This window comes from Paragemmobacter kunshanensis, from assembly GCF_011059185.1.
GTDB classification, from domain to species: Bacteria; Pseudomonadota; Alphaproteobacteria; order Rhodobacterales; family Rhodobacteraceae; genus Paragemmobacter; species Paragemmobacter kunshanensis.
Genome location: NZ_JAALFE010000003.1, coordinates 218,002 through 234,341 on the forward strand (window position 1 = coordinate 218,002; position 16,340 = coordinate 234,341).

A 16,340-nucleotide genomic window follows, 5' to 3' on the forward strand; every position below is an offset into this window, starting at 1 on the left:
GCATGAAGCCCCGCCACGGGGAACTGCGCGGAATGCATCCGATCCTGTCCTTGCCACGTAAGGGATGGGGTGCGCCCGGCCCAAAGCATGGCAAGTTTCCGCAAGACGTGATCCTGGCGACACGGTCGGGCGGTTGTCATGGGGGGCGGGGCAGCTTATGGCTGGGTCTGGCGCTGGTTTCGGACATGGGGGACGGCAGGGTGGTGATGGTGACTGGCAGGACGAGCCCGAAGATGCGGACGGGACTGTCGGCCTGCCTTGCGGGGCTTCTGCTGGTGGCCTGCGGGCCTGCGCCCATCGCTTCGGGGATCAACGATCCGAATGAGGCGCGCAACCGCGAGATCCATGCGTTCAACCGGGGCGTGGACCGCGCTCTGCTGCGGCCGACGGCCAATGCCTATAGCAGCGTCCTGCCCGAGCCGGTGGAGCAGGGCATTTCCAATTTCGCCACGAACCTGGATGCGCCGGGCGATGTGGTGAACAACATCCTGCAGTTGCGGCTGGGCCGCGCGGCGGAGAACACGCTGCGCTTTGCGATCAATTCCACCATCGGGATCGGCGGGCTGTTCGATCCGGCCACGGCCATGGGCGTGGCGGGCGATCCCACCGATTTTGGCGAGACGCTGCATGTCTGGGGCGTGCCCGAGGGGCAATACTCCGAAGTGCCCTTCATGGGGCCGACCACGGACCGCGATCTGGTGGGGGTGATCGTGGATGTGGTGACGAACCCGGTGCGGCTGGCCCTGCCGGAGCCGGAATCCTATTACGCGACGGGCACGAAGCTTGCCTCGCGGTTGAGTGATCGGGCGCGCTATGGCGACACGGTCGATTCCATCCTATACGAAAGCGCGGACAGCTACGCGCAGACGCGCCTTCTGTATCTGCAGAACCGCCGCTTTGCCCTGGGCGGGGCTGCGGGCGATGCGGAGGGCGGATTTGAAGACCCCTATGCCGATTTCGAGGATCCCTATGCGGAATGACACCAGTTCGTCCCGGCTGACGCGCCGGGGATTCACCTCTATCGCGCTGGCCGCCTCGGCGGCCTTCGGGATGCCGCTGCCCGTCTTTGCGCTGACGGTGGACGATGCGCGGGGGCTGATCGACAAGGCGGTGGCGGATGTGAACCGCATCATCGGTTCGGGCAAATCCGAAAGCGCCATGTTCGGCGATTTCGAACGGGTCTTCGTGAAATATGCCGATGTGCCGGTGATCGCGCGGTCGGCGCTGGGGCCGGCGGCGCGGCAGGCGAGCAATGCGCAACTGTCGGCCTTCACCAAGGCCTATCAGGGCTATCTGAGCCGCAAATACGGCCGCCGCTTCCGCGAATTCATCGGCGGGCGGATCGAGGTGACGGATGCGCGCCCGATCAAGAGCTATTTCGAGGTGATCTCGGTCGCCTATCTGCAGGGCGAGGCGCCCTTCGACCTGCGCTGGCATGTGTCGGACAAATCGGGGCGGAACCTGTTCTTCAACATCATCATCGAGGGGGTCAACATGCTGGCCTCGGAGCGGACGGAGATCGGCGCGCTGCTGGACAAGAACCGGGGCGACATCGACGCGCTGGTGGCGCAGTTGAAGACGATCTGACCTGCGGTCGGTCCGGTTATGCTGAACCCGTCGGGGCAACCCGGCGGGTTTTTTCGTGCCGCATGTCGGAAAGGGGCCAGACGGGCGGTGGCGGCGGGCGAGGATGGGGCCTGAGCGAGCGGGAGGCGGCCATGGCAGAGACGGAGCGTCGGGGCGGGCGGCGCGGGGGGCGCGCGCGGCAGGAGGCGGGGGCTGCGGGCTGGGGCGCGCTGCGGCATGGGCTGGCGGGGCAGGGGGCCTTTTCCGAGGACGCGATCGCCGCGATGCATGACACCGCGCTGCGGGTGCTGGAAGAGCTTGGCATGCGGGTGCTGCTGGACGAGGCGCGGGCGATCCTGCGCGCGGGCGGGGCGCTGGTGGATGAGGACAGCCGGATGGTGCGGATCGGGCGCGACATGGTGGCCGAGGCGCTGCGCGTGGCGCCCCGGTCGATCCGGCTGCGGGCGGCGGATCCAGCGCATGAGCGGATCTTCGAGCCGGGGGCGATGCTGTTCATGGCGGGATCGGGCTGCCCCAACGTGACCGACCGGCAGCGCGGGCGGCGGGCCGGATCGCGGGAAAGCTATCGCGAGACGCTGCGGCTGCAGCAATCCTTTGACGTGATCCACATGCACGGGCCTTCGGCGGAACCGCAGGACGTGCCGCCGCCTCTGCGCCATTACGCGCTGATGGAGGACCAGCTGGCGAATGGGTCGAAGCCGCTGTTCGTCTATGCGCGGGGGCGGGGGCAGGTGGAGGAGGCGTTCGAGATGATCCGGCTGGCGCGGGGGCTGGACGCGGCGGGGTTCCGTGACGGGGTGTGGGCCACGACGGTGATCAACACCAATTCGCCGCGCCAGATCGACGTGCCGATGGCGCGGGGGATCATTGATTTCGCGCGGGCGGGGCAGTTGTCGTTGATCACGCCCTTCTGCCTGGCCGGGGCGATGGCGCCGGTGACGGTGGCGGGGGCGCTGGTCCTGCAGCATGCCGAGGCGCTGGCGGGGATCGTGCTGGCGCAGATGGCGGCGCCCGGGGCGCCGGTTGCCTATGGCGGGTTTTCGTCGAATGTGGATCTGAAGAGCGGCGCGCCCGCCTTTGGCACGCCGGAACATATCCGGGCCAATCTGGGATCGGGGCAATTGGCGCGGTTCATCGGCCTGCCCTGGCGGTCGGCGACGGGGGCCGCGTCGAACGTGGCGGATGCGCAGGGGGCCACCGAGACGGCGATGGCGCTGTGGGGGGCCGTGCTGGCGCAGGCGACGGTGACGGTGCATGCCGCGGGCTGGCTGGAAGGGGGGCTGACCTTCGGCTACGAGAAGTTCATCTGCGATCTGGAGGCCCTGCAGGTGATGGCCGATCTGGCACGGCCCGCGCCCGAGGATCAGGCGGCGCTGGCCTTCGACGCGATTGCCGAGGTGCCGCCGGGCGGGCATTTCTTTGCTGCCGCGCATACGATGGAGCGGTATCGGACCGCCTTCTATGCGCCGCTGGTGGCGGATCTGTCGAACCACGGAACCTGGCTGGAGGCGGGGGCGCAGACCGCCGATGCGCGGGCGACGGCGATCTGGCAGCAGGTGCTGGCGGATTTCACGCCGCCGCGCGCCTGTGACGGGGCGGCGGGGCGGCTGTCGCGCTGGGTGGCGGACAGGCGGCAGGCCGGGGGCATGCCGCCCGAGGAACAATAGCCGGTCGGCCCGGATCAGTAGAGGCCGAGCAGATCCTTGAGCAGGGATTCGACCGGGTCTTCCTGCGAGCGGTCGCGCTGGGGCTGCGGGATGGGCTGGCCGGGGGCGGGTTCCTGATATTGCGGCATTTCGGGCTGCGGCGGGGTGCGGGGTTCGGGGATGTCCATCGGCAGGGGCGAGACGGCCACGCCTTCGTGGACGCGGACCATCACCTCGTGCCAGATTTCCGCCGGAAGCCCGCCGCCGGTGACGCCGGTCAGAGGGGTGTTGTCGTCATAGCCCATCCAGACGCCCGCCACATAGTCGGCGGTGAAGCCCACGAACCATGCATCGCGGGCGGCCTGGGTGGTGCCGGTCTTGCCCGCGGCGGGGCGGCCCTCCAGCCGGGCGCGGGTGCCGGTGCCGGCCTCGATCACGCGGGACATCATGTAGGTGAGGTAGCGGGCGGATTGTTCGCTGATGACGCGTTCGCCGATGCCGCCTGCCGCGCCGATCAGCGGTTCCTCTTCGCCCTGAAGGCGCAGTTCGACCAGGCCATAGGGTTTGACCGAGGAGCCGCCGTTCAGGATGCCCGCATAGGCCCCCGTCATTTCCAGCAGCGTGGATTCCGAGGCCCCGAGGGCAAGGGCGGGACCGGAGGCGAGATCGCTTTGAATGCCGAAATCGGCGGCGATCTTGCGGACATTGTCGCGGCCCACCGCCTCGGACACCTTGACGGCGGGGATGTTGCGGCTTTCGGCGAGGGCCTGGGTGAGGGTGATCAGGCCCTTGAATTCCTTGTCGTAGTTCGACGGCGTCCAGGCGCCCGAGCCGGGGATGTTGAGGGTGAGGGGCGTGTCCTCGACGAAGTCGGACGGGCTCCATCCCAGATCGAGGGCGGCGGCATAGACGAAGGGCTTGAAGGCCGACCCCGTCTGGCGCAGGGCCTGGGTCGCGCGGTTGAAGCTGCCCGCGGCCTCGATCTTGCGGCCGCCGACCATGGCGCGCACGGCCCCGTCGGCGGACATGATCACGATGGCGGCCTGGGCGTTGGAGCCCTGCTTGATCTTCGTGTCGAAGATGAAGGCCAGCGCCTCTTCGGCGGATTTCTGGATGCGGGGATCCAGCGTGGTGCGGATGATCACATCCTCGGTCGTTTCCGATGTCAGGAAGGCGGGCGCGGTTTCCATGACCCAGTCGGCGAAGAACCCGCCCGAGCGGGAGGCGGCGGCCTCGGACAGGTGGGCGGGGTTGGCGCGGGCCTCGGCGGCCTGATCGGCGGTGAGGTAGCCCTGTTCCTCCATCAGGCCGAGGATGACATTGGCACGGGCGCGGGCGCGATCCATGTTGTTGGTGGGTGCGAAATAGGATGGGGCCTTGAGGAGCCCTGCGAGCATCGCGGCCTCGGCCGCGTTCACCTGATTGGCGGATTTGCCGAAATAGCGCTGGGAGGCGGCTTCGAACCCGCGCGCACCGGCGCCGAGATAGGCGCGGTTGAAGTAGATCGTCAGGATCTCTTCCTTGGAATACTTGAACTCCATCGCCATGGAGTAGGGGACTTCCTTGATCTTGCGCCAGATGCCGCCACGGCGGCAGTCGGCCTCGTAATCGGCTTCGGATTTCCACTGGGCGGGATCGTAGGGCACGCCGAGGCAGAGGAGTTTGGCCACCTGCTGGGTGATGGTGGAGCCGCCGTTGCCTTCGAGGGGCCCGCGCCCTTCGGCAAGGTTGATGCGGATGGCCGAAGCGATGCCGCGGGGCGAGATGCCGAAATGGCGGTAGAAGCGGCGGTCTTCGGTGGCGACCACGGCATCGTGCAGGAAGGGCGAGACGGTATCGGCGGTGATCATGCCGCCGAAGGTTTCGCCCCGCCAGGCATAGACCCTGTCCGCCCTGTCGAGGAAGGTGACGGACCCGCGCGAGCGGGCATCGACCAGATCAGTGACGGGGGGAAGCTGGGCGTAGAAATAGAGGATGACGGCGGCAAGGATGGTGGCCCCGACAAAGCCCACGCGCCAGCCGATGCCCCAGACCACACGCCAGATCATGCCCAGCGTGCCAAAGACGACGCGCCCGATCAGGCCGCGCTTCGGGGCGGGCTTGCGCGGTTTGCCGGGCTTGCGGGGGGGCGTGCCAGAGCCGCCGCCGCCCGTGCCGCCGGAGCGGCCGCCGCCGCCGGTGGCGCGCGGCGTCGCCTGCCGTGCCGTGATGTAGCGACGGTCTGCCACGAGGGGACCGCGCCCTTTGCCCGATACTGCCATGCCTTGATCTGCCCGTCTTTCGCGCGCTGCTTCCGGTTCAATCTAGCCTGACAGCGGAAGAATGTGGAGACGCCATCTCGTTCACGGATCGGCAACGATTCGCTTATGCATGTCGCCCGTTTTTTGTGCGACATGCTTCCAAAGTGCAAAAATTGTGCAAATTCGCGGGATTCAGGGCCGGATCCTCCCCCCGGTTTTCTTGTGCTGCACCTGCACGGTCCTCCTTCATGCGGGCAAGGGTCCGGAACGGGCCCCCGCCAATGGAAGGGGAACGACGTGAAACTCATCATTGCAGCAATCAAGCCTTTCAAGCTCGAGGAGGTGCGCGAGGCGCTGACCACCATCGGTGTGCGGGGCATGATGGTGACCGAGATCAAGGGCTTTGGGTCGCAGTCCGGACATACCGAGATCTATCGGGGTGCCGAATATGCCGTGAACTTCGTGCCGAAGGTCCGGCTTGAGATCGTGGTCAGCGACAGCCTGGCGGATCAGGTCGTCGAGACGATCCGCAGCACCGCGAAGACCGACAAGATCGGCGACGGCAAGATCTTTGTTCTTGATGTCGAGCAGGCCGTGCGCGTGCGCACCGGCGAAACCAATGACGATGCGCTTTAAGAGCCGCAGGGAAGGGGATACCGTGACAATGAAGCATTTTGCGAAACTTTCAGGTCTGGGCGCGCTGGGCGCTGCGGCCTTTGCGGCCCTGCCCGCCTGGGCGCAGGAAGCGACCGAAGCCACGGCGGAAGCCGCCGCCGAGGTTGTCGAGGAAGTGGTGCCCGTGATGGACAAGGGCGACGTGTCCTGGATGATGGTATCGACCGTCCTCGTGCTGTTCATGACCATTCCGGGGCTGGCGCTGTTCTATGGCGGCCTTGTGCGGGCCAAGAACATGCTGTCGATCCTGATGCAGACGACGATGATCGCCTGCGTGATGATGCTGGTCTGGGTGATCTACGGTTATTCCTTTGCCTTCGGCGGGTCGACAAGCCCCTGGTGGGGCGGCACGGGCAAGCTGTTCCTGTCCGGTGTGACGGCAGACAGCATGGCGGCCACCTTCTCGGCCGGCTACGTGATCCCGGAATATCTGTTCATCGCCTTCCAGATGACCTTTGCGGCCATCACGCCCGCGCTGATCATCGGAGCCTTTGCGGAACGGGTGAAGTTCAGCGCGGTGCTGGTCTTCTCGGTGCTGTGGGGGACGTTCTCCTACTTCCCGATTGCCCATATGGTGTGGGATGCCAACGGCTATCTGTTCGCCAAGGGTGCCATCGACTTTGCGGGCGGCACGGTGGTGCATATCAACGCCGGTATCGCGGCGCTGGTGGGCTGCATCGTGATCGGCAAGCGCGTGGGTTACGGCAAGGACAACATGGCGCCCCATTCGATGGTGCTGACCATGGTTGGTGCCTCGATGCTGTGGGTCGGCTGGTTCGGGTTCAACGTGGGTTCGAACCTTGAGGCCAATGGCGGCGCGACGCTGGCGATGATCAACACCTTCATCGCGACGGCTGCGGCGACGGTGGCCTGGGCGCTGCTGGAAAGCGTGGCGCGCGGCAAGGCTTCGATGCTGGGCGCGGCCTCGGGCATGGTGGCGGGCCTTGTGGCCGTGACCCCGGCCTGCGGCACGATCGGGCCGATGGGCGCGATCCTGCTGGGTGTTCTGGCCTCGCTTTCCTGCTACTTCTTCGTGACCGTGGTGAAGCACAAGATGCAGTATGACGACAGCCTGGACGTGTTCGGCATCCATGGTGTCGGCGGGATCGTCGGTGCGGTGCTGACGGGTGTCTTCTCGGCCGCGGCCTTCGGCGGGGTGAAGGGCGATGACTATGCGATGATGTCGCAGCTTTGGATCCAGATCGAGGGCGTGCTGATCACCATCGTCTGGTCGGGTGTGGTGTCCTTCGTGCTGTTCAAGGCGATCGACATGACCATCGGGCTGCGGGTGGACAACGACACGGAGCGGCAGGGGCTCGACCTCGCGTCGCATGGCGAGCAGGCCTATCACAGCTGAGATTGCGGGGGGGCCGCCTTCGGGCGGCCCTGCCATCGGCGCGGCGGGGCACCTCCTCCCGTTCCCGGCGCGAAACTGGACGGCCCGCGGGATCCTCCCCCCGCGGGCCGTTTTTCCTTTGCTTGATCGCTATGGGGACGATTTTTCTGCGAAAAATCTGGGGGGCGATCCTTCGTTGAAGGATCGCCCCCCGAATTCTTCGCAGAAGAATTCCTTGCGATGAAGATCAGCCCGCAACCTGTGCGATGGCGGCGGCAAGGATCGGGACGGTGCGGGCGTTGAGGCCCGCGATGTTGATGCGGCTATCACCCACCATGTAGATGCCATGGTCTTCGCGCAGGGTGTTGACCTGCGCCTCGGTCAGGCCGAGGCGCGAGAACATGCCGCGATGGGTGGCGACGAAGTCGAAGCGGTCGGAATTCGTGGCCTTGCGCAATTCGTCGGCCAGCGACTGGCGGAGGGTGAGCATGTTGAGGCGCACCTCCTCCAGTTCCGCCATCCAGTCGGCGCGGAGGGTGGCGTCTTCGAGAATCATCGTCACCAACCGCGCGCCGTGATCGGGCGGGAAGCTGAAGTTCTGGCGGTTGAGGAAGTTGAGGTTGCCTTGCAGCACGCCCTTGCCTGCAGCGGCACCGATGCCGATCAGGATGCCGGTGCGTTCGCGGTAGATGCCGAAGTTCTTGCTGCAGGAGGCGGCGATGAGGGTTTCGGGGAAGGCGGCCGCGATGCGCCGCGTGGCGGCGGCGTCGTCTTCCAGCCCGTCGCCGAAGCCCTGATAGGCGAGGTCCACGAGCGGGGTCGCGCCTTTGGTCGCGAGGAGGGTGATGACCTGATCCCACTGTGCGGCATCGAGGTTCGCGCCGGTGGGGTTGTGGCAGCAGCCATGGAGGAGGACGACATCGCCCGCCTTGACGGTGGCAAGGTCTTCCATGAGCCCCGCGAAATCCACGCCGCGGGTGGCGGCGTCGAAATAGCGGTATTCGGCCATCTTCATCCCGAGGAATTTGATGATCGACGGGTGGTTCGGCCATGTCGGGTTGGAGATCCAGACGGTGGCCTCGGGCGTGGCGAGGCGGATCAGTTCCAGCGCCTGACGGATCGCGCCCGTGCCGCCCGGCGTGGCGATGGAGGCGATGCGGTCGGTCGCCACGGCGGTGCCGAGGATCATGGAGGAGAGCGCCGCGTTATAGGCGGGTTCGCCTGCAAGGCCCGTGTAGGTCTTTGTCGTTTCGGTTTCCCACAGCTTCTTTTCGGCGGCCTTGACCGCGCGCATCACCGGGGTCAGGCCCGTCGCGTCCTTGTAGACGCCGACGCCGAGGTCGATCTTGGTGCTGCGCGGATCGTCGCGATACATGGCGATGAGTTGCAGGATCTTGTCCTGCGGCTGCGCCTTCAGCTGGTCGAACATCTGTTATCCCTTTTCCACGGGCAGGTCGTCATACATGCCCCATTCCGCCCAGGAGCCATCGTAAAGGCTGTGGTTCCTGTGGCCGATCCGTTCCAGTGCCAAGGACAGCACCGCCGCCGTCACACCCGAGCCGCAGGTGGTGATGGCGGGTTTTGCAAGGTCCACGCCTGCGGCGGCGAAGGTGGCGCGCAGGTCGGGGATGGATTTCATGGTTCCGTCGGGGTTGAGAAGCGTGTTGAACGGCACGTTCTTCGATCCGGGGATATGGCCTGCGCGCAGGCCGGGGCGGGGTTCCGGTGCCTCGCCCGTGAACCTTGCGGCGGAGCGGGCGTCGAGGATTTCAGCCTCGCGCAGTTTGGAGGAATGGGCGACCTGCGTGACGTCTTTCACCAGATGGTTCTGGCGGGAAACCGTCATGTGGCGGTCCTTGACGACGGGGGGGAGGTCTTCGATCTCGCGCCCTTCGGCCCGCCATTTGGGGAAGCCGCCGTCGAGGACCGCGACGTCGGTCTTGCCCATGAGGCGGAAGGTCCACCAGACGCGGGCGGCGGAGAAGAGGCCTGCGCCGTCGTAGATGACGACCTGATGCCCGTCGCCGACGCCCATGGCGCGCATGCGGGACATGAATTTTTCCGTGGGCGGGGCCATGTGGGGCAGGGCGGAGCGCTGGTCGGAGATTTCGTCGATGTCGAAGAAGCGTGCGCCGGGGATGTGGGCGGCGGCGTATTCCGCTTTGGCGTCGCGGCCTGCATCGGGGAGATACCAGGAGGCATCGAGGATGCGCAGGTCGGGGTCGCGCAGATGGGCGGCGAGCCAGTCGGTGGAAACGAGGGTCTTGGGATCGTCGGTCACGGGTGCCTCCGGCCTTGCGGTCAGGGGGCAAGTAGCCGGATCGGGCCTTTGTGGCAAGGGTTGCGCGGTGTCGGGGCGATTTCTGACGCAGAAATCGCGACGTTTTCTGCACGCAGAAAACGGGGGGCTGGCGTTGCGGTGGGGGGACCGATTTCTGTGTCAGAAATCGGCGCATTTTCTGCGTCAGAAAATGCTTCAGTCGCGCTTGGACATCTTGAGCAGGCGCGCCTTTTCGCGGTCCCAGTCCCGCTTGGCGCTGGTTTCGCGTTTGTCGGCCAGTTTCTTGCCCTTGGCGATGCCCAGCTTGATCTTCACGATGCCGCGGTCGTTGAAATACATGCGGATCGGGACGATCGTCATGCCCTCGCGCGCCGTGGCGTTCCAGAGGCGGGAGAGTTCCTTCTTGGACACCAGCAGCTTGCGGCGGCGGCGTTCCTCGTGGCCCCAGGTCTTTGCCTCGCGGTAGGGGGCGATGTAGCCGTTGATGAGCCACAGTTCCCCGCCTTCGACCGAGGCGTAGCTTTCGGCGATGTTGGACCCGCCCTGGCGCAGGCTTTTGACCTCGGAGCCCAGCAGGATGATGCCTGCCTCCAGATCGCTTTCGATGTGGTAGTCGAAGCGGGCGCGGCGGTTTTCCGCGATGAGTTTGGAGTTGGGATCGGATTTCGTGGCCATGATCGTGCCGAGATAGGCGATGGGGGGCGCGGAGTCCAGTTCAGGGCTTTGCCCGGGGGCGGGATCGCGTCAGGGTGTAGAGGCCGGAGGCGACGATGAGGGCGGAGCCTGCGAGAGTCAGCGCGTCGGGGCGTTCGTGGAAGACGAGGGTGCCCAGGATCATCGCGAAGACGAGGCGGGTGTAGCGGAAGGGGGTGACGACGGAAACCTCTCCGGTCCGCATGGCGATGGTCAGCGCGTTGTAGGCGAAGATTCCGCAGGCTGTCATGGCGGCGATCTGGGCCGTGGCGGTGGCGTCGGGGAGGCGCGCGCCGCCGGTGACGGAGAGGATCACGGCGCCTGCGACGGCGAGCATGGTCATGCCGATGAGCCCGAGTTGGCGGTTGGACAGGGCAGGCGGGGCCGCGCGGGTGGCGAGGTCGCGTCCGGCGAAGCCTGCCATGCCCGCGACCGTGACGAGGGAGAGGAGGGTGAAGCCTTCGACCCCCGGCCGCAGGATCAGGAGGACGCCTGCGAAGCCCACGGTGATGGCCGTCCAGCGCCGCCAGCCCACGGTTTCGCCGAAGAGGATCGCCGCGCCTGCGACGACGACGAGGGGGGTGGCCTGCAGGATGGCGGAGGCGGTGGAGAGGGGAGTCAGCGCGATGGCGAGGGAGTAGAAGAGGCGGCCCGCAACTTCGAAGGACGACCGGATGAGGAGGGGGCGGGAGAGGAGGGCGGGGTGGAGGAGGGTTTCGCCCGCGCGTTTCGCCAGGATCGCGAAGAAGGCCGCGCCCGTGAGGCCGAAGATAAGGAGGGCCTGGCCCAGGGGGATATGGGCGGTGGCGGCCTTGAGGAACATGTCCTCGACCGCGAAGCCCGCCATGGCGGCAACCATCCAGAGCGACCCGCGCAGGTTGGGCGACAACCCATGTTGGGCGTGATCAGTCACTCGGGATGCCTACGGATATCATGGAGGAGGAGTCTGGACCGATTTCTGCGAATTGCATCAGGACTATGCCCCAGCGCTTTGTCGGATCGTCGTCTTGAGTTGTCCAGGTCTTCAGCAGGAAGAAATCGTTCTGCGCAGGTTCGGTTTCGGACAGTTCGGGAGCCCAGTTCGGCAGGCTTTCTTCAACCAGCGCGGTGAGACGGGCCTTTTCGGACGGGGACAAAAGACGAAAGGCATCGGAGACAGAGCAGGTTCGCGGTGGATCAAGGTCAAGTTCGACATGAAGGTCGGTGGTGGGTTCGATCCAGATCGGGTTGCCCTGCAGATTGGCGGGCATGAGCCAAAGGTTCGGGTCATGCGGCGCATTGCGCAGGGTGCCGATGCAGAATGCCTCGAACAATTGCGCCATGGCGGTGACCCTATCGCCGTAGGTCAGCCTGAGCTGTTGGGGCGGCGGTGGGCGGTCAATGGACGCCCCGAGAACAATGCCTGCGGCAAGCCCCGCACCGATGATGGTGGCGTAGATCGCCGCTTTGCGGCGACCTATCCGCATCACAGGATGCCTGCATGTTCCATCGCGGCCTTGATGCGGGCCTTGGTGGCGTCGGTCAGGCCCACCAGCGGCAGGCGCACGTCTTCCGTGCAGCGACCCAGCAGGGAGAGGCCGTATTTCGCGCCCGCGAGGCCGGGTTCCAGGAAGATCGCCTCGTGCAGGGGCATCAGGCGGTCTTGGTATTCAAGCGCCTTGCGGTAGTCGCCTGCCAGCGTCGCGGCCTGGAATTCGGCGCAGAGTTTGGGGGCGACGTTCGCCGTGACCGAGATGCAGCCCGTGCCGCCATGGGCGTTGAAGCCCAGTGCGGTGGCGTCTTCGCCCGAGAGCTGGATGAAGTCCGGCCCGCAGGAGGCGCGCTGCATCGAGACGCGTTCGATCTTCCCGGTGGCATCCTTGACCCCGATGATGCGGGGGAGTTGCGCCAGTTTGCCCATGGTTTCGGGCGTCATGTCCACGACCGAGCGGCCGGGGATGTTGTAGATGACGATGGGCAGGGTGCAGCAGTCATGCAGCGCGGTGTAATGCGCGATAAGCCCTGCCTGCGTGGGCTTGTTGTAATAGGGCGTGACGACGAGGGCCGCATCGGCGCCGACGCGTTCGGCGTGCTGGATCAGGCGGATGCCTTCGACCGTGTTGTTCGACCCGGCGCCAGCGATGACCGGCACGCGGCCTGCGGCGAATTTCACCACCGCCTCGACCACGGCTTCGTGTTCTTCGTGGCTGAGTGTCGGGCTTTCGCCCGTGGTGCCGACGGGAACGAGGCCGGTGGAGCCCTGTTCGATCTGCCAGTCGACAAGTTTCTTCAGCGTATCCAGATCGACTTCGCCGTTCTTGAACGGCGTCACCAGCGCGGGGATGGACCCTTTGATCATGGAACGCTTCCTTTGGTTTCGGGCGTGGACCGCCCCGTTGCAAACGCGCCCTTCCTAGCCTTGTGGCAAAGGCTTGCCAAGTGGGGGAGGCGTTGACGCGCTTGTGGGTTGCGGGGCGGGGCGGGGTGAGGCAGACTCATGACCAAGGATCACAAGAACAAGATGATCGGGCAGATGATGGCAAGGACGCGCCGCCTCGGGTGGCTTTTTTCGGCATTTCTGATGGCCGCGCCGGGGATGGCGCTGGCAGATGCGGCGGGCGCGCTGCGGGCGGCGCTGGATCGTGCGGCGGCGGGCGATTGGGCCGGGGCGGCGGCTGCGGCGCAGGGCGGCGTGGCGGGCGACATCATCGAATGGCAGCGCCTGCGCGCGGGCGACGGGCGGCTGGGGGAGTATGAGGATTTCCTCGCGCGCCGCGCCGATTGGCCGGGGATGCCGCTTCTGAAGGAGAAGGGCGAGGAGGCGGTGGCGCGGTCCACCGATCCGGGCCGGGTGGTGGCCTATTTCGGCGGTGGCCTGCCCGAGACGGCGGAGGGGTCGCTGGCGCTGATCAAGGCGCTGCGCGCGCTGGGGCGGGGGCCTGAGGCAGAGGCGGAGGCGTTCCGGGCCTGGACGGAGCTGCCGTTTGGGCCGGATGAAGAGGCGGAAATTCTTGGGCTTTATGGCGATGCGCTGAAGGTGGCGCATGAGGTGCGGCTGGACCGGCTGCTGTGGCAGAACCGGGTGGCAGAGGCCAAGCGGATGCTGCCGCGCGTGGGGGCGGGTTGGCAGGCCTTGGCGCAGGCGCGGATGGCGCTGCGGTCGGATGCGGATGGGGTGAATGCGCTGATCGACAGGGTTCCGGCAGCGTTGCAGGGCGATCCGGGGCTGGCCTATGAGCGGTTCGACTGGCGGTTCCGGCGGGATCGCGATGACGACGCGGCAGAGATCGTGATCGCCACCTCGCAGAGCGCGGCGGCCTTGGGCGATCCGGCCATGTGGGCGGACCGGCGGGCGGCGCTGGCGCGGTCGCTGCTACGGGCGGAGAAGCCCAAGGCGGCCTATCGCGTGGCGGCGGGGCATTTCCTGACATCGGGCGGGGATTATGCCGATCTGGAGTTTCTGGCGGGCTTCATCGCGCTGCGCAAGCTGGGGGACGCGCAAACCGCGTTGCGCCATTTCCGCAACCTGCGCGAGGGGGTGGCGACGCCGATCTCGGTAAGCCGGGCGCATTACTGGGCGGGGCGGGCGCTGCTGGCGGCGGGCGACCGGGCGGGCGGCACGGCGGAGTTGCAGGAGGCGGCGAAGCATCACACGGCCTATTACGGGCTTCTGGCGGCAGAGGCGCTGGGGCAGACGCTCGATCCTGCGCTGTTGTCGGATGCGCGGCCTGCGGATTGGAAGGGTGCAGCCTTCGCATCGTCCAGCGTGCTGGAGGCGGCGATGCTGCTGGCCCGGGCGGGGAACCGGACGCTGGCGAAGCGGTTCTTCCTGCATCTGGCCGAGGGGCTGGACGCGCGGGAACTGGATCAGCTGGCGGACCTGGCCCTGCGGCTGGATGAGCCGCATATCGCGGTGGTGATCGCCAAGCAGGCGGCAGAGCGGGGGGTGATCCTGCCGCGCGCCTATTACCCGGTGCCGGGCTTCGTGCCGGGCGAGGGGATCGGGGTGAGCCGGGCGCTGGCCCTGGCCATTTCGCGGCGCGAGTCGGAGTTCGACCCGGCGGCGCGGTCGGCGGCGGATGCGCGGGGGTTGATGCAGGTTCTTCCGTCTACAGCCAAGCTGGTGGCGCCGCGGGTAGGGCTGTCCTATGACGCGGGCAAGCTGAACGATCCGGCCTATAACGTGCGGATCGGGACGGGCTATCTGGCGCAACTGGTTGAACAATTCGGGCCTTCGGTGGCGTTGATCGCATCAGGCTACAATGCGGGGCCGGGGCGGCCGAAGCGGTGGATGGGGATGTTTGGCGATCCGCGTGACCCGGCGGTCGATGTGGTGGACTGGGTGGAGATGATCCCCTTCACCGAGACGCGGACCTATGTGATGCGGGTGACGGAAAGCCTGGTGATCTATCGCGCCATCCTGCGCGGATCGGCGGGGCCGGTGAATGTGACGGGGGAATTGCGGGGGTAGGGCGATCCGTTCGCGACGCCATCTGTCGCGGCTGTCACAGACGGCACTGCCCAAGGGTTGTGCAATCGACCCATAGACAGGCAGATCATGGCAACCCGATACATTCCCCTTTTCCTGCGCCATTCGCCCACGCCCAAGGTGCAGAATTTCGCCCTGCTGGCCGGGATCGAGGCGAGCGTGCGGGGCACGCTGATTTCGGCGATGCCGCTGGTTGTCTATGATGCGCTGGGCAGCGCAGAGGCCACGTCTTCGGCCTATTTCTGGGCCGGGGTGGTGGCGCTGGGCTGGGGGCTGATGGTGCCCTGGTTCACGCGGCATGTGCCGCGGCGGTGGATGTACAGCAGCGGATGCCTTCTCTATCTGGCGGGCATGGGGCTGGCGATTACCGGGAACCCGGTTCTGGTGCCTTTCGCGCTGATGTGCCTGGCGGCGGCGACGGCGACGACCTTTGTCTGCTTCAACGCCTATGTGCTGGATTACATCGAACGCACGGATCTTGGCCGCAGCCAATCGACCCAGATGGTCTATGCGGCGGGGCCCTGGGCGGTGGGCCCGATGCTTGGGGTGACGCTGCATGACTGGTGGGCGCCTGCGCCCTTCCTGCTGGCGGGAACCTTCGCGGTCTTGCTGCTTGCGGTGTTCTGGGTGCTTAGGCTGGGGAACGGCAAGCAGATCCAGCGGGCGAAGGGGCCGGCGCTGAACCCCTTGGCCTATCTGGGGCGGTTCTTCCGGCAGCCGCGGCTGATTGCGGGATGGATGTTCGCGGTGATGCGGTCGTCGGGGTGGTGGGTCTATGTGGTTTACCTGCCGATCTTCTGCATCGAGGCGGGATTGGGCAACAAGGTGGGGGGTGTGGCTCTTTCGGTCTCCAACGGGCTGCTGTTCATCTCGCCCATCATGCTGCGCTATGCGCGGCGGACATCGGTTCGGCGGGCGGTGCGGATGGCCTTTGGCCTGTGCGGGCTGTGCTTTCTGGCCAGCGCGGCGTTCGCGCCCCTGCCCTGGGTGGCGGTGGTGGCGATGATGGGGGCGTCGATCTTTCTGGTGCTGCTGGATGTCGTGGGAGGGTTGCCCTTCCTGATGGCGGTGAAGCCGTCGGAGCGGACGGAAATGTCGGCGGTCTATTCGAGTTTCCGGGATGTGAGCGGGATCCTGACGCCCGCGGCGGCCTGGGTGGTGCTGGTGCCTTTTGGCGCGCCGCTGGCGGCGTTCTTTGCGGTGACGGGGGCGGGGATGCTGGGGGCGTTCGGGGTAGCCTCGCGGCTGCATCCGCGGCTGGGGACGGCGCGGCCGTCCCATGGCAGGGCTGTGGCCGGGGAGTGAGGGGGGCGAAATCTGACGCAGATTTCGCGACGATTTCTGCACGCAGAAATCGGGTGGAGAGCGACGGTCAGGGGCCGTTTTCTGTGTGCAGAAAACGCCTTCCTTGAGA

At 66.7% G+C, this 16,340-nt stretch carries 14 protein-coding genes; 7 read left to right on the top strand and 7 right to left on the bottom strand.

Features of this window, described 5'->3' with window-relative positions; all coding sequences use genetic code 11:
• Window positions 1-233: 233 nt before the first annotated feature.
• From G5V65_RS04895 to G5V65_RS04905, 3 genes are all read left to right on the top strand, one after another.
• Entirely contained in the window at window positions 234-980 is a 747-nt protein-coding gene (locus G5V65_RS04895; RefSeq protein WP_241250451.1) for an MlaA family lipoprotein, read from the top strand.
• On the top strand, window positions 970-1,587 hold the full coding sequence (locus G5V65_RS04900) for an MlaC/ttg2D family ABC transporter substrate-binding protein (RefSeq protein ID WP_165047474.1): 618 nt from the start codon (window positions 970-972) through the stop codon (window positions 1,585-1,587). Before G5V65_RS04895 ends, G5V65_RS04900 begins: the two co-directional genes overlap by 11 nt.
• Window positions 1,588-1,718: 131 nt before the next feature.
• Window positions 1,719-3,254 carry a trimethylamine methyltransferase family protein gene (locus G5V65_RS04905; protein ID WP_165047475.1) on the top strand — a complete coding sequence of 512 codons (1,536 nt, stop codon included), beginning with the start codon at window positions 1,719-1,721 and terminating at the stop codon, window positions 3,252-3,254.
• Window positions 3,255-3,268: 14 nt separating this feature from the next.
• Here the strand turns inward: G5V65_RS04905 and G5V65_RS04910 are convergent, their stop codons facing one another.
• Complete coding sequence (locus tag G5V65_RS04910) at window positions 3,269-5,494, bottom strand: transglycosylase domain-containing protein (RefSeq protein WP_165047476.1); 2,226 nt, start codon at window positions 5,492-5,494, stop codon at window positions 3,269-3,271.
• Window positions 5,495-5,770: 276 nt separating this feature from the next.
• On the opposite strand from G5V65_RS04910, the gene G5V65_RS04915 reads away from it, so the two are divergent.
• Together G5V65_RS04915 and G5V65_RS04920 are read left to right on the top strand one after the other, a co-directional pair.
• Window positions 5,771-6,109, top strand: a complete 339-nt coding sequence (locus tag G5V65_RS04915) for a P-II family nitrogen regulator (RefSeq protein WP_165047477.1) — start codon at window positions 5,771-5,773, stop codon at window positions 6,107-6,109.
• A gap of 28 nt (window positions 6,110-6,137) precedes the next feature.
• Complete coding sequence (locus tag G5V65_RS04920) at window positions 6,138-7,505, top strand: ammonium transporter (protein WP_165047574.1); 1,368 nt, start codon at window positions 6,138-6,140, stop codon at window positions 7,503-7,505.
• A gap of 226 nt (window positions 7,506-7,731) precedes the next feature.
• Here G5V65_RS04920 and G5V65_RS04925 read toward each other — a convergent pair whose 3' ends face one another.
• From G5V65_RS04925 to dapA, 6 genes are all read right to left on the bottom strand, one after another.
• Complete coding sequence (locus G5V65_RS04925; RefSeq protein ID WP_165047478.1) at window positions 7,732-8,913, bottom strand: amino acid aminotransferase; 1,182 nt, start codon at window positions 8,911-8,913, stop codon at window positions 7,732-7,734.
• Window positions 8,914-8,916: 3 nt separating this feature from the next.
• Window positions 8,917-9,765, bottom strand: coding sequence for a 3-mercaptopyruvate sulfurtransferase (gene sseA, locus G5V65_RS04930; protein WP_165047479.1), 849 nt, complete (start codon window positions 9,763-9,765; stop codon window positions 8,917-8,919).
• A gap of 195 nt (window positions 9,766-9,960) precedes the next feature.
• The gene (gene smpB, locus G5V65_RS04935; RefSeq protein WP_165047481.1) at window positions 9,961-10,440 is read right to left on the bottom strand and encodes an SsrA-binding protein SmpB; all 480 of its coding nucleotides are present in this window, start codon (window positions 10,438-10,440) and stop codon (window positions 9,961-9,963) included.
• Window positions 10,441-10,480: 40 nt separating this feature from the next.
• Window positions 10,481-11,371 carry a DMT family transporter gene (locus G5V65_RS04940; RefSeq protein WP_343162818.1) on the bottom strand — a complete coding sequence of 297 codons (891 nt, stop codon included), beginning with the start codon at window positions 11,369-11,371 and terminating at the stop codon, window positions 10,481-10,483.
• Window positions 11,364-11,924, bottom strand: a complete 561-nt coding sequence (locus G5V65_RS04945) for a hypothetical protein (RefSeq protein WP_165047482.1) — start codon at window positions 11,922-11,924, stop codon at window positions 11,364-11,366. Before G5V65_RS04945 ends, G5V65_RS04940 begins: the two co-directional genes overlap by 8 nt.
• Window positions 11,924-12,796 carry a 4-hydroxy-tetrahydrodipicolinate synthase gene (gene dapA, locus G5V65_RS04950; RefSeq protein ID WP_165047483.1) on the bottom strand — a complete coding sequence of 291 codons (873 nt, stop codon included), beginning with the start codon at window positions 12,794-12,796 and terminating at the stop codon, window positions 11,924-11,926. Before dapA ends, G5V65_RS04945 begins: the two co-directional genes overlap by 1 nt.
• A gap of 138 nt (window positions 12,797-12,934) precedes the next feature.
• Here dapA and G5V65_RS04955 point away from each other — a divergent pair, with 138 nt between their 5' ends.
• Both G5V65_RS04955 and G5V65_RS04960 read left to right on the top strand, forming a co-directional pair.
• Window positions 12,935-14,908, top strand: a complete 1,974-nt coding sequence (locus tag G5V65_RS04955) for a lytic transglycosylase domain-containing protein (RefSeq protein ID WP_241250440.1) — start codon at window positions 12,935-12,937, stop codon at window positions 14,906-14,908.
• A gap of 87 nt (window positions 14,909-14,995) precedes the next feature.
• Entirely contained in the window at window positions 14,996-16,231 is a 1,236-nt protein-coding gene (locus G5V65_RS04960; protein WP_165047485.1) for an MFS transporter, read from the top strand.
• Window positions 16,232-16,340 lie beyond the last annotated feature (109 nt).

Bases quoted from the DNA above. Each gene is read 5' to 3' on its own strand.
- G5V65_RS04895 (WP_241250451.1), top strand. From the start codon at position 234: ATGCGGACGGGACTGTCGGCCTGCCTTGCGGGGCTTCTGCTGGTGGCC.
- G5V65_RS04900 (WP_165047474.1), top strand. From the start codon at position 970: ATGCGGAATGACACCAGTTCGTCCCGGCTGACGCGCCGGGGATTCACC.
- G5V65_RS04905 (WP_165047475.1), top strand. From the start codon at position 1,719: ATGGCAGAGACGGAGCGTCGGGGCGGGCGGCGCGGGGGGCGCGCGCGG.
- G5V65_RS04910 (WP_165047476.1), bottom strand. From the start codon at position 5,494: ATGGCAGTATCGGGCAAAGGGCGCGGTCCCCTCGTGGCAGACCGTCGC.
- G5V65_RS04920 (WP_165047574.1), top strand. From the start codon at position 6,138: ATGAAGCATTTTGCGAAACTTTCAGGTCTGGGCGCGCTGGGCGCTGCG.
- G5V65_RS04925 (WP_165047478.1), bottom strand. From the start codon at position 8,913: ATGTTCGACCAGCTGAAGGCGCAGCCGCAGGACAAGATCCTGCAACTC.
- smpB (WP_165047481.1), bottom strand. From the start codon at position 10,440: ATGGCCACGAAATCCGATCCCAACTCCAAACTCATCGCGGAAAACCGC.
- G5V65_RS04945 (WP_165047482.1), bottom strand. From the start codon at position 11,924: ATGCGGATAGGTCGCCGCAAAGCGGCGATCTACGCCACCATCATCGGT.
- dapA (WP_165047483.1), bottom strand. From the start codon at position 12,796: ATGATCAAAGGGTCCATCCCCGCGCTGGTGACGCCGTTCAAGAACGGC.
- G5V65_RS04955 (WP_241250440.1), top strand. From the start codon at position 12,935: ATGACCAAGGATCACAAGAACAAGATGATCGGGCAGATGATGGCAAGG.
- G5V65_RS04960 (WP_165047485.1), top strand. From the start codon at position 14,996: ATGGCAACCCGATACATTCCCCTTTTCCTGCGCCATTCGCCCACGCCC.